This is a genomic window from Bacillus sp. FSL L8-0199, from assembly GCF_038005705.1.
Taxonomy (GTDB): domain Bacteria; phylum Bacillota; class Bacilli; order Bacillales; family Bacillaceae_G; genus Bacillus_A; species Bacillus_A cereus.
This window is the reverse complement of sequence record NZ_JBBOTS010000001.1, coordinates 3,815,086-3,828,585: the sequence shown is the minus strand read 5'-3', so window position 1 is coordinate 3,828,585 and position 13,500 is coordinate 3,815,086. Positions and strand designations below refer to the sequence as shown.

Below are 13,500 nucleotides of genomic sequence, written 5' to 3'. Positions count from 1 at the left end.
TTAAAAAGGAGCTTGTATAAATGCAAACTATGACGATAAAAGAAGCGGAAAATGTATTGAAAGAAATTATGAATGAAGAAGATGATCGCTTTCAACTGTTAATGAAAGATGATCGAAAAGGTGTTCAAAAGCTCGTTTTGAAGTGGTATAAACAAAAAGAGTTAGAACAGAAAGAAAAAGAGAAGTTTTTTGAAATGTCCAAGTATGAAAATGCTTTGCGTGAAAAAGGGGTCACATATATCGCGGGTATTGATGAAGTAGGGCGCGGGCCATTGGCTGGGCCTGTTGTGACGGCAGCTGTCGTTCTTCCTGAGGATTTTTATATTCCAGGGTTAAATGATTCGAAAAAGTTGAGTGAAGCGAAACGTGAGCGTTTTTATGATGAAATAAAAGTACAAGCAATTGCAATTGGAGTAGGAATTGTATCACCAGAAGTTATTGATGACATTAATATTTACCAAGCAACGAAACAAGCGATGTTAGATGCAGTTGCGAATTTATCTTGTACACCCCAACATTTATTAATTGATGCGATGAAACTTCCTACACCAATTCCGCAAACATCAATTATTAAAGGTGATGCGAAAAGTGTTTCGATTTCAGCCGCATCCATTATCGCAAAAGTAACGAGAGATCGTATGATGAAAGAACTGGGAGAGAAGTATCCTCAATATGGATTTGAGCAACATATGGGATATGGCACAAAGCAACATTTAGAGGCAATTCAAGTGCATGGAGTATTAGATGAACACCGAAAGTCATTCGCGCCAATTAAAGATATGATTCAAAAATAAGCTGTAAATATACAGCTTATTTTTTTATTTTGGCATATAAACATTACTATTTCCGAAAAAGAATAAAGCGATTTCAGTTTTCTGACACTTTATTGTAGACAGCGTGCCAATCATCTTATACAATGGCAATGTAATGTTTTTTAAACATTAAAAAACTTTTCGAGTAAAACAGGAAAACAGGGGAGGATGGGACCATGAATATCCATGAGTACCAAGGTAAGGCAGTCCTTAGAAGCTATGGGGTTAGCGTTCCGAACGGGAAGGTTGCATTTACAGTAGAAGAAGCTGTAGAAGCGGCGAAAGAATTAGGAACAGATGTATGTGTAGTGAAAGCACAAATTCACGCTGGTGGACGCGGCAAAGCTGGCGGAGTAAAAGTTGCAAAAAATTTAGATGAAGTTCGTACATATGCAGAAAGCATTTTAGGAACTACACTTGTGACACATCAAACAGGTCCTGAAGGTAAGGAAGTAAAACGCTTACTTATCGAAGAAGGTTGCGATATTAAAAAAGAATATTATGTAGGTCTAGTTTTAGATCGTGCAACTTCTCAAGTTGTTTTAATGGCGTCTGAAGAAGGCGGAACAGAAATTGAAGAAGTAGCAGAAAAAACACCTGAAAAAATCTTTAAAGAATATATTGATCCAGCAGTAGGCTTACAAGGTTTCCAAGCGCGCCGAATCGCATTTAACATCAATATTCCAAAAGAGCTTGTAGGACAAGCTGTGAAGTTTATGATGGGCTTATACCGTGCGTTTATCGAAAAAGATTGCTCTATCGCTGAGATTAACCCACTTGTTACAACAGGTGAAGGTAAAGTTATGGCATTAGATGCAAAATTAAACTTTGATTCTAATGCATTATATCGCCATAAAGACATTTTAGAGCTTCGTGATCTTGATGAAGAGGATTCAAAAGAAATTGAAGCTTCAAAATACGACTTAAACTACATTCCTTTAGATGGAAATATCGGTTGTATGGTTAATGGTGCAGGTTTAGCGATGGCTACAATGGATATCATTAAACATTACCACGGTGACCCAGCTAACTTCTTAGATGTTGGTGGCGGTGCAACTGCAGAAAAAGTTACAGAAGCATTCAAAATTATCCTTTCTGACAAAAATGTAAAAGGTATCTTCGTTAACATTTTTGGTGGCATTATGAAGTGTGATGTTATTGCAGAAGGTGTTATTGAAGCAACGAAACAAGTAGGTCTTGAGTTACCTTTAGTTGTACGTCTTGAAGGTACAAACGTAGAACTAGGTAAGAAAATTTTAAATGAGTCTGGCTTAAATATTGTTGCAGCAGAATCTATGGCAGACGGTGCACAAAAAATTGTTTCACTAGTGGGCTAATAGAAAGCGGGGGAGAAAAATGAGCGTATTAGTTAATAAAGATACAAAAGTTATTGTTCAAGGTATTACAGGTTCTCAAGGTTTATTCCATACAAAACAAATGATTGAATACGGTACGAAAATTGTCGGTGGTGTAACACCAGGTAAGGGCGGCACTGATATTGAAGGTGTACCAGTATTTGATACAGTAGAAGATGCAGTGAAAGCAACAGGGGCAAACGCTTCAGTTGTATACGTTCCACCCGCTTTTGCGGCAGATGCAATTATGGAAGCTGTTGATGCAGAAATTGATTTAGTAGTATGTATTACTGAAGGGATTCCTGTATTAGATATGGTAAACGTAAAGAGATATATGGCGGGTAAACATACACGTTTACTTGGACCAAACTGCCCAGGTGTAATCACACCGGATGAATGTAAGATTGGTATTATGCCAGGATATATTCATAAAAAAGGTCATGTTGGTATCGTATCTCGCTCTGGTACATTAACGTATGAAGCTGTACATCAGTTAACACAAGAAGGTATTGGCCAATCTACTGCTGTAGGTATCGGCGGAGACCCTGTTAACGGTACAGACTTTATTGATGCTTTAAAAGCATTTAATGAAGATGAAGAAACACATGCTGTAATTATGATTGGTGAAATCGGCGGTACAGCAGAAGAAGAGGCAGCTGAATGGGTAAAAGCTAATATGACAAAACCTGTTGTAGGCTTCATTGGTGGTCAAACAGCGCCTGCTGGCAAACGTATGGGCCATGCTGGTGCAATCATTTCTGGCGGTAAAGGAACTGCTGCTGAAAAGATTAAAACAATGGAAGCTTGTGGCATTAAAGTAGCTGAAACTCCAGCAGTTATGGGAGAAACGCTAATCTCTGTTTTAAAAGAAAAAGGTTTATTTGAGACTTGTAAAAACTATTAATCTGTTGAAAGACACCTTCTTACTTGAGGGTGTCTTTTTAGACTTTTTCTGTTTACATAATAAAAATTATGGGTAAGGAGAATCAAGATGAAAAGAGAGAGATTATTACATCTTCATTACTTGCTAGCAGATTATTGGAAAGCGATGGAGAGGCTACTATATGTCGATCCAGAATTAGAGAACATATATAATTTTAACGAAAAACAAATGGAACACTACACTGGAATATCCTCGAAAAAATCTTCAGAACTAGTAAAATTTCTTCAAAGTTCAAATCTTCCGCAATATATATCTTATTTAGAGAAAAATCGTATTTTTTATATAACGATATGGGATGAAAATTATCCGCAATTATTACGTGAAATACAAGATCCTCCCTTCGTTTTATATGGAAAAGGAGAGAAAGATTTCCTGAATAAAGTAAATAAATTAGCAGTTGTTGGAACGAGAGAACCATCATTATATGGTCATGAGAGTTTGAAGTTTATTTTACACCCTTTATTAGAAAGAGAGTGGCTTATTGTCAGTGGGTTTGCAAAAGGGATAGATACAATGTCTCATGAGATTACAGTAAGGCATCATTGCCCGACTATTGCGATATTAGGGCATGGATTGTCTTTTATGTATCCGAAAGAAAATAGACCTTTATATGAAATGTGGAAGGAATATATATTGTTATTGACAGAGTATCCGCCGCACTATGCACCGAAAAAATGGTATTTTCCAAAAAGAAACCGGATTATTAGTGGTATAAGTAAAGGTGTTTTAGTTGTAGAAGCGAAATCGAGAAGTGGAACACTTATTACTGCGGACCTTGCGTTAGAGCAAAGTAGAGAGGTATTTGCGCTTCCTGGACCTATATTTATAGAGGGGGCATCGGGAACGAATCATCTTATTCAGCAAGGAGCAAAACTAGTAAGAAATGCAGAAGATATCTTGGAAGAGATTTTAAATTAACCTTATATTTTTATGTTTTTATTAAACAATTATTGACAAATGGTAGATTGGCACTGTATGGTATATTCATTCTTGATTGACAAAAACAAGAGAAATCAATAAGATTAATGAAGACTTGAATCCACCTCTTAAGGAGGCACTAGCATGTCAGATTACCTCGTAATCGTGGAGTCGCCTTCTAAGGCGAAGACCATTGAGAAATATTTAGGGAAAAAATACAAAGTTGTCGCGTCTATGGGACATGTTCGCGATTTGCCAAAAAGTCAAATGGGGATAGAAGTAAAGAACAACTTCACCCCGAAGTATATTACCATTCGTGGTAAAGGTCCCGTCTTAAAAGATTTAAAATCAGCGGCCAAAAAAGCAAAGAAAGTCTATCTCGCGGCCGATCCAGACCGTGAAGGGGAAGCGATTGCTTGGCATTTAGCGAATACGTTAAATGTGGACGTTGAATCAGATTGTCGGGTTGTGTTTAATGAGATTACGAAAGATGCAATCAAAGAATCATTTAAACATCCTCGTGCAATTAATATGGATTTAGTGGATGCACAACAAGCAAGACGTATACTTGATCGTCTTGTTGGTTACAATATTAGTCCTTTATTATGGAAGAAAGTAAAAAAAGGATTAAGTGCAGGACGTGTACAATCTGTAGCAGTTCGTTTAATCATCGAGCGTGAAAGGGAAATTCAAAACTTTGAACCTGAAGAATTCTGGACAATTAAAACAGAATTTGTAAAAGGAAAAGACACATTTGAAGCAAGCTTTTACGGTGTAGATGGTGAAAAAGTTCAATTAACAAATGAAACGCAAGTGAATGAAATAATTGAACAGATGAAAGAGAATGCGTTTTCAGTTGAAAATGTAACGCGCAAAGAGCGAAAACGTAACCCTGCATTACCGTTTACAACATCTTCCTTGCAACAAGAAGCAGCCCGTAAGTTAAACATGCGAGCAAAGAAAACAATGATGCTTGCACAGCAATTGTATGAAGGGATAGATCTTGGAAAACAAGGAACTGTAGGTCTTATTACGTATATGAGAACTGATTCAACACGTATCTCAGAAACAGCTCAAACAGAGGCTCGTACTTACATCACTGAAGCGTATGGTACGGAATACATAGGAACAGAAAAGAAGAAAGAAACGAAAAAGTCAAATGCACAAGATGCGCATGAGGCAATTCGTCCTACTTCGGTAATGAGAAAGCCAGAGGAACTAAAAAGTTTCTTAGGTCGTGATCAACTTCGATTATATAAATTGATTTGGGAGCGATTTGTTGCAAGTCAAATGGCGTCTGCTATAATGGATACTGTGACAGCGAGACTCATTAATAACAATGTTCAGTTCCGTGCAAGTGGATCGGTTGTAAAGTTCCCAGGATTTATGAAAGTGTATGTAGAGTCAAAAGATGATGGTGCAGAAGAAAAGGATAAGATGTTGCCGCCTTTAGAAGTAGGGGAAACTGTATTTTCAAAGGATTTAGAACCAAAGCAACATTTTACACAACCTCCTCCGCGCTATACAGAGGCTCGCCTAGTAAGAACACTTGAAGAACTTGGAATTGGAAGACCGTCGACATATGTACCTACACTTGAAACGATTCAAAAGCGTGGGTATGTAGGCTTGGATAATAAACGCTTCGTTCCGACTGAACTTGGTGAAATAGTAATTGAACTTATTTTAGAGTTTTTCCCAGAAATTATTAACATTGAATTTACTGCCAATATGGAGCAAAGCCTTGATGAAGTAGAAGAAGGAAATGCGAATTGGGTAAAAATTGTTGATGATTTCTACGTAGGTTTTGAACCGCGTTTAGAAAAAGCGGAAAAAGAAATGCGTGAAGTGGAAATTAAAGATGAACCAGCTGGGGAAGATTGTGAACTATGTAATCACCCAATGGTCTTTAAAATGGGTAAATACGGGAAATTTATGGCTTGCTCGAATTTCCCAGATTGTCGTAATACAAAGCCGATTGTGAAAGAAATCGGTGTTACTTGTCCAAAGTGTGATAAGGGTCAAATTATTGAACGCCGTAGTAATAAAAAGAAACGTCTTTTCTATGGGTGCGGTACGTATCCGGAATGCGACTTTGTATCTTGGGATAAGCCAATTGGTCGTAAGTGTCCGAAGTGCGAAGGCATGCTTGTAGAGAAAAAGTTGAAAAAAGGCGTGCAAGTACAATGTATTTCGTGCGATTATGAAGAAGAACAACAAATGTGAGCGTAACTGCTCACATTTTTTTCGGGAAGAAAAGGAAAGGTGATATAAATGACAACACAAGTAGTAAACGTCATTGGCGCAGGTCTTGCAGGAAGTGAAGCAGCTTACCAAATTGCAAAACGTGGTGTCCAAGTTAGATTATATGAAATGAGACCGGTAAGGCAAACGCCAGCTCATCACACAGATAAATTCGCTGAATTAGTATGTAGTAACTCACTTCGTGCAAACACTTTAACAAATGCGGTTGGAGTTATTAAAGAGGAAATGCGCTTAATGGATTCTGTAATTATTCGTGCGGCGGATGAGTGCTCTGTACCAGCTGGAGGCGCTTTAGCTGTAGACCGTCATGAGTTCGCAGCTAAAGTAACAGAATACGTAAAGAACCATCCAAATGTAACTGTAATGAATGAAGAAATTACAGATATTCCAGAGGGACCGACAATTATTGCTACAGGTCCATTAACATCTCCTGATCTTTCTGCAAAATTGAAAGAATTAACAGGAGAAGATTATTTCTACTTCTATGATGCTGCAGCCCCAATCGTAGAAAAAGACAGCATTGACATGAATAAAGTATATTTAAAATCGCGTTATGACAAAGGTGAAGCTGCATATTTAAATTGCCCAATGACAGAAGAAGAGTTTGATCGTTTTTATGAGGCTCTAATTGCTGCTGAGACAGTGCCTTTAAAAGAGTTTGAAAAAGAAATTTTCTTTGAAGGTTGTATGCCAGTAGAGGTTATGGCAAGTAGAGGGAGACAGACGTTAGTATTTGGACCTATGAAACCTGTTGGATTGGAAGATCCAAAAACAGGGAAAACGCCATATGCTGTTGTTCAGTTACGTCAAGATGATGCAGCGGGAACTTTATACAATATCGTAGGTTTCCAAACACATTTAAAGTGGGGACCGCAAAAAGAAGTGCTACAGTTAATTCCAGGATTGGAAAATGCAGAGATTGTACGTTATGGTGTAATGCATCGTAATACGTTTATTAATTCACCTAATTTGCTTCGTCCAACATATCAATATAAACAACGGGATGATTTATTCTTCGCTGGTCAAATGACTGGAGTAGAGGGATATGTTGAATCAGCAGCATCAGGATTATTAGCAGGAATTAATGCTGCGCGTCTTGTGCAAGGTGAAGAGCCAGTTGTATTACCGCCAGTAACTGCGATGGGTAGCATGGCAAATTACATTACGGCAACGAACGCTAAAAACTTCCAACCGATGAATGCGAACTTCGGTCTATTTGCACCGTTAGAGAAGAAGATTAAAAAGAAAGCAGAACGAAATGAAGCGTACGCAGCACGCGCTTTAGAAACGATTCGAAATTTTGTAAATATTTAGTTAAATTTCTTGCAAAGGCTACTAAGTTGTGATACGATTTAGTAGCCTTTATTGAGGTGAGTTGTGTGAATGTGAAGAAATTGTTACAATTATTCGTTGGATATTTACAAATTGAAAGAAATTATTCAAAATATACAATTGCAAGTTATCAAAATGATTTAGAACATTTTGTGCAATTTATGGAACGAGAAGGCATATCCTCTTTTTTAGACGTTACATACGCGGATGTTCGTTTGTACTTAACGACGTTGCACGATGAGAAGTTAGCCCGTAAATCTGTCGCAAGAAAAGTATCAAGCTTACGAAGTTTATATCGTTTTTTGATGCGTGAAGGTTATCGAAAGGATAATCCGTTTGCACTTGCGTCACTCCCCAAAAAAGAATTGTCAATCCCAAAGTTTTTATATGCTGAAGAGTTAGAGGAATTATTTGAAGTTTCTGACACGGAAACACCATTAGGTCAAAGGAATCAAGCTTTGTTAGAGTTGATGTATGCGACTGGGATCCGTGTGAGTGAATGTGTCAATTTACAACTTACCGATATTGACTTTGCGGTGGGAACAATTTTAGTAATGGGAAAAGGAAAAAAACAAAGGTATATTCCGTTCGGAAGCTATGCGCAAGATTCTTTAATTACTTATATAGAGAATGGGAGAAAACAGTTAGTTAATAAGACTGACGAAGACTCTCATATGGTATTTTTAAATGCGAAAGGTAAACCGCTAACAAGTCGTGGAGTTCGTTATGTTTTAAATGAACTCATTAAAAAGGCTTCGCTGACAATGCGGATAAGTCCCCATATGTTAAGGCATACATTTGCTACACATATGCTAGATGAAGGGGCGGATTTACGTACTGTACAGGAGTTATTAGGCCATGAAAATTTGTCGACGACACAAATTTATACGCATGTCTCTAAAGAAAGATTGCGTTCTGTTTACATGAAGCATCACCCGCGGGCATAAATTGCTTTAAAAGCTATAAAAACAAATAAAGGAGTTTTTTCTATGGGAAATTTCCACGCTACAACGATATTTGCAGTTCATCATAATGGAGAATGTGCAATGGCTGGAGATGGCCAAGTGACAATGGGAAATGCTGTTGTAATGAAACATACAGCTCGTAAAGTTCGTAAACTTTTCCAAGGTAAAGTTTTAGCTGGTTTCGCAGGATCAGTTGCTGACGCATTTACTCTTTTTGAAATGTTTGAAGGGAAATTAGAAGAGTATAATGGCAACTTGCAGCGTGCTGCTGTTGAAATGGCTAAACAATGGCGTGGCGATAAAATGTTACGTCAGCTAGAAGCAATGCTCATTGTCATGGATAAAACAACTATGCTCCTTGTTTCAGGTACAGGAGAAGTGATTGAACCGGATGATGGTATTTTAGCAATTGGATCTGGTGGGAATTATGCACTTTCTGCAGGTCGTGCTTTAAAGCAATATGCAAGTGAACACTTAACAGCGAAGCAAATTGCGAAAGCGAGTTTAGAGATTGCTGGCGATATTTGTGTTTATACGAATCACAACATAATTGTTGAAGAATTGTAGAATCGTAAGGGAGGCATTTTATATGCATTTACATTTTACTCCGCGCCAAATTGTGGAAAAATTAGATCAATACATCATCGGTCAAAAAGACGCAAAGAAAGCGGTTGCTGTAGCGTTGAGAAATCGATATCGTCGCAGTAAATTAGCTGAAAATTTACGTGACGAAATTGCACCTAAAAATATCTTAATGATTGGACCGACAGGTGTTGGGAAAACAGAGGTAGCACGACGAATGGCGAAACTCGTTGGAGCACCTTTTATTAAGGTTGAGGCTACAAAATTCACAGAAGTTGGATATGTGGGTAGAGATGTAGAGTCAATGGTACGTGACCTGGTGGAAACATCGGTTCGTATCGTAAAAGAAGAAATGGTAGTGAAAGTTCAAGATAAAGCCGAAGAGCAAGCGAATCAACGTCTTGTTGAAATTTTAGTACCGAGTCCAGAGAAACAATCTGGATTCAAAAATCCATTAGAGATGCTTTTTGGAGGTACTCAAAATTCGAATCAAACGTCTGATACACAAGAAGATGTTGAAATCGAAAAGAAGCGTCATGATGTGGAGAGAAAGCTTGCTGCAGGGCTTCTTGAAGACGAAATTGTATCGATTGAAGTGACTGAACAACAGTCTTCCATGTTTGATATGTTACAAGGAACTGGCATGGAGCAAATGGGAATGAATTTCCAAGATGCGCTAGGAAGTTTTATGCCGAAAAAAACGAAAAAACGTAAACTTTCTGTAAAAGAAGCAAGAAAACTCTTGACAAATGAAGAGGCACAGCGCTTAATTGATATGGATGAAGTTACACAAGAGGCTGTTTATCGTGCTGAACAGCTCGGGATTATTTTTATCGATGAAATTGACAAAATTGCTGGTAAGCAGTCGAATAGCGTAGATGTATCACGTGAAGGTGTGCAACGTGACATTTTGCCGATTGTAGAAGGGTCGAATGTTGCGACAAAATACGGATCAGTAAAAACGGATTATATTTTATTCGTTGCAGCTGGAGCGTTCCATATGTCTAAACCGTCGGATTTAATTCCGGAATTGCAAGGGAGATTTCCGATTCGAGTAGAATTAACAAAATTATCGACAGACGATTTTGTTAAAATACTAATCGAGCCTGACAATGCGTTAATTAAACAATATATGGCATTATTAGCGACTGAAGGTATAGAAATTGAATTTTCAGACGAAGCTATTCGTAAGATTGCTGAGATTGCTTATCAAGTTAATCAGGATACAGATAATATTGGAGCAAGAAGACTTCATACAATTATGGAGAAGCTCCTTGAAGATTTATCGTTTGAAGCATCTGAAATTACGTTAGAGAAAATAACGATAACACCTCAATACGTTGAGGAGAAATTAGCAACAATTGCTAAAAATAAAGATGTGAGCCAGTTTATTTTGTAATAGTGTCATCAGGTGACTCGCCCTAGTTTCCAAGTGATGAAAAAATATGTGAGTAACATGTAGGAGGAACTTTTGAAATGGAATTATTAGCAAAAACGAGAAAATTAAATGCGTTATTACAGAGCGCAGCAGGGAAGCCTGTAAACTTTAGAGAAATGTCTGACACAATGTGTGAAGTAATCGAAGCAAACGTATTCGTAGTTAGCCGTCGTGGTAAATTACTAGGTTATGCAATTCACCAACAAATCGAAAACGAACGCATGAAGCAAATGCTTGCAGAACGTCAATTCCCAGAAGAATATACACAAAGCTTATTCAACATTACAGAAACATCTTCAAACTTAGATGTGAACAGTGCTTACACAGCATTCCCAGTAGAAAACAGAGAATTATTTGGTCAAGGTTTAACTACAATCGTACCAATCGTTGGTGGCGGTGAGCGTCTAGGGACATTAGTATTAGCTCGTCTTGGTCAAGAGTTCTTAGATGATGATTTAATCCTTGCTGAGTACAGCTCAACTGTTGTAGGTATGGAAATCTTACGTGAAAAAGCAGAAGAAATCGAAGAGGAAGCACGTAGTAAAGCTGTTGTTCAAATGGCGATCAGCTCATTATCTTACAGTGAGTTAGAAGCGATTGAGCACATCTTCGAAGAATTAAATGGAACAGAAGGTTTACTTGTTGCAAGTAAAATTGCTGATCGCGTAGGAATTACTCGTTCTGTAATCGTAAATGCACTACGTAAATTAGAAAGTGCTGGTGTTATTGAGTCTCGTTCTTTAGGTATGAAAGGAACATACATTAAAGTGCTAAACGACAAGTTTCTACAGGAACTTGCTAAATTAAAAACAAACTAATTTGTAAAAAACTCTCCTCAATCGAGGAGAGTTTTTTTATGTGCAATGGATAGATGGTGCTTGTGAAAAGTGTCATAAGCGTGTTTTCTGAGAAAACTATTAATTGTATTTATTTTTTTGCTTAAAAGAAATGAAGGTTGGTAATACTAGAATTCGAGTATGAACAAAGAAAGTTTTACATTGTTCGCATTTTCGACTTGATTGTAATATTTCAGTATGATATAGTAAGCAGTGGTGTCAGTACAAAGTACACACGTTTACTGATTTAAGTGTTGGTGCTACGTTTGTAGTTTCGCTTAGAGATGAAGTAAACGGAGGATATCAAAAACCATTTAGGAGGAACTATATTATGTCAGTAATTTCTATGAAGCAATTGCTTGAAGCTGGTGTTCATTTCGGACATCAAACTCGTCGTTGGAACCCAAAAATGAAGCGTTACATTTTCACAGAGCGTAACGGTATCTACATCATCGACTTACAAAAAACTGTGAAAAAAGTTGAGGAAGCTTACAGAACGATGCGCGACATCGCTGCTGAAGGCGGAGACATCTTATTCGTAGGTACTAAAAAACAAGCACAAGAAGCTATTAAAGAAGAAGCAACTCGTGCTGGTATGTACTTCGTTAACCAACGTTGGTTAGGCGGAACTTTAACAAACTTCCAAACAATCCAAAAGCGTATCAAGCGTCTTAAAGACATCGAAAGAATGCAAGAAGATGGTACTTTCGAAGTACTTCCTAAGAAAGAAGTTGTTCAACTTAAAAAAGAGTTAGAGCGTCTTGAGAAATTCTTAGGCGGTATTAAAGATATGAAAGGTCTTCCAAGTGCATTATTCGTAGTAGACCCTCGTAAAGAGCGTATTGCAGTTGCTGAAGCACGCAAATTACACATTCCAATCATCGGTATCGTTGATACAAACTGTGATCCAGACGAAATCGATCACGTTATCCCAGCAAACGATGATGCAATTCGTGCTGTAAAACTTCTTACATCTAAAATGGCAGACGCGATCCTTGAAGCAAAACAAGGTGAAGAAACTGTTACTGCGTAACAAAGTTGGAAAGGTGATAAGGGGTTCGGCCTTTTATCACCTTTTTTAAGGTATAAACACCTTTATAAAAGGTATAAATACATATTTTAGGAGGATGAAAAGTATGGCAATCACTGCTCAAATGGTAAAAGAATTACGTGAAAAAACTGGCGCAGGTATGATGGACTGCAAAAAAGCTTTAACAGAAACTAACGGCGACATGGAGAAGGCAATTGACTTCTTACGTGAAAAAGGTATTGCGAAAGCTGCTAAAAAAGCTGACCGCATTGCTGCTGAAGGTTTAACTTTCATCGAAACAAACGGTAACGACGCTTTAATCTTAGAATTAAACTCTGAAACTGATTTCGTTGCGAAAAACGAAGGTTTCCAAACACTAATTAAAGAATTAGCTGCTCACTTATTAACTAACAAACCAGCTAACGTTGAAGAAGCTATGGCTCAAACAATGGAAAACGGTAAAAAAGTTGAAGAGCACATCAACGAAGCAATCGCTAAAATTGGTGAAAAACTTACACTTCGTCGTTTCGAAATCGTATCAAAAACTGATGCAGATGCATTCGGCGCTTACCTACACATGGGTGGACGCATTGGTGTATTAACAGTTCTTGAAGGTTCTACTGATGAAGCTGCTGCTAAAGATGTTGCAATGCACATCGCTGCAGTTAACCCTAAATACATCGACCGCGATGCTGTAACAGCTGAAGAAGTTGAGCATGAGCGTCAAGTATTAACACAACAAGCATTAAACGAAGGCAAGCCTGAGAAAATCGTTGCAAAAATGGTTGAAGGCCGTTTAGGCAAATTCTTCGAAGAGATTTGCTTACTTGACCAAGCATTCGTTAAAAACCCTGATATGAAAGTTCGTCAGTTCGTTGAGTCTAAAGGCGGAACATTAAAAGGATTCGTTCGCTACGCTGTTGGTGAAGGTATCGAAAAACGCGAAGACAACTTTGCTGAAGAAGTAATGAACCAAGTAAAAGGTAGCAACTAATACAGATTAGGGAACACATTGTGTTCCCTTTTT

12 protein-coding genes are annotated in these 13,500 nt (G+C 37.8%); all 12 read left to right on the top strand.

Annotated elements, in window-relative coordinates:
* Positions 1-20 precede the first annotated feature (20 nt).
* Positions 21-794: a ribonuclease HII gene (locus NST86_RS19500; protein WP_001194262.1), complete on the top strand. Its 774-nt coding sequence runs from the start codon at positions 21-23 to the stop codon at positions 792-794.
* Positions 795-988: 194 nt separating this feature from the next.
* Positions 989-2,149, top strand: coding sequence for an ADP-forming succinate--CoA ligase subunit beta (sucC, locus tag NST86_RS19495; RefSeq protein ID WP_001020791.1), 1,161 nt, complete (start codon positions 989-991; stop codon positions 2,147-2,149).
* Positions 2,150-2,168: 19 nt separating this feature from the next.
* The gene (sucD, locus tag NST86_RS19490) at positions 2,169-3,071 is read left to right on the top strand and encodes a succinate--CoA ligase subunit alpha (protein ID WP_000115178.1); all 903 of its coding nucleotides are present in this window, start codon (positions 2,169-2,171) and stop codon (positions 3,069-3,071) included.
* An 87-nt stretch (positions 3,072-3,158) separates the two neighbouring features.
* On the top strand, positions 3,159-4,028 hold the full coding sequence (gene dprA, locus NST86_RS19485; RefSeq protein WP_000818039.1) for a DNA-processing protein DprA: 870 nt from the start codon (positions 3,159-3,161) through the stop codon (positions 4,026-4,028).
* 144 nt (positions 4,029-4,172) lie between these two features.
* A complete protein-coding gene (gene topA, locus NST86_RS19480; protein ID WP_001286964.1) occupies positions 4,173-6,251 on the top strand; it encodes a type I DNA topoisomerase in 2,079 nt (692 codons plus the stop codon).
* Positions 6,252-6,299: 48 nt separating this feature from the next.
* Entirely contained in the window at positions 6,300-7,604 is a 1,305-nt protein-coding gene (gene trmFO, locus NST86_RS19475; RefSeq protein ID WP_000213002.1) for an FADH(2)-oxidizing methylenetetrahydrofolate--tRNA-(uracil(54)-C(5))-methyltransferase TrmFO, read from the top strand.
* Between the two features lie 65 nt (positions 7,605-7,669).
* Positions 7,670-8,569, top strand: coding sequence for a tyrosine recombinase XerC (xerC, locus tag NST86_RS19470; RefSeq protein WP_001101241.1), 900 nt, complete (start codon positions 7,670-7,672; stop codon positions 8,567-8,569).
* 42 nt (positions 8,570-8,611) lie between these two features.
* Positions 8,612-9,154 (top strand): ATP-dependent protease proteolytic subunit HslV, encoded by a 543-nt coding sequence (hslV, locus tag NST86_RS19465; protein ID WP_000526272.1) that lies wholly within the window; start codon positions 8,612-8,614, stop codon positions 9,152-9,154.
* Between the two features lie 22 nt (positions 9,155-9,176).
* Positions 9,177-10,568, top strand: coding sequence for an ATP-dependent protease ATPase subunit HslU (gene hslU / locus NST86_RS19460; protein ID WP_016118541.1), 1,392 nt, complete (start codon positions 9,177-9,179; stop codon positions 10,566-10,568).
* A 77-nt stretch (positions 10,569-10,645) separates the two neighbouring features.
* Entirely contained in the window at positions 10,646-11,425 is a 780-nt protein-coding gene (codY, locus tag NST86_RS19455) for a GTP-sensing pleiotropic transcriptional regulator CodY (RefSeq protein ID WP_000421290.1), read from the top strand.
* A 349-nt stretch (positions 11,426-11,774) separates the two neighbouring features.
* Positions 11,775-12,476, top strand: coding sequence for a 30S ribosomal protein S2 (rpsB, locus tag NST86_RS19450; RefSeq protein ID WP_000111485.1), 702 nt, complete (start codon positions 11,775-11,777; stop codon positions 12,474-12,476).
* 103 nt (positions 12,477-12,579) lie between these two features.
* Positions 12,580-13,467, top strand: a complete 888-nt coding sequence (gene tsf, locus NST86_RS19445) for a translation elongation factor Ts (protein ID WP_001018578.1) — start codon at positions 12,580-12,582, stop codon at positions 13,465-13,467.
* Positions 13,468-13,500: the final 33 nt, after the last annotated feature.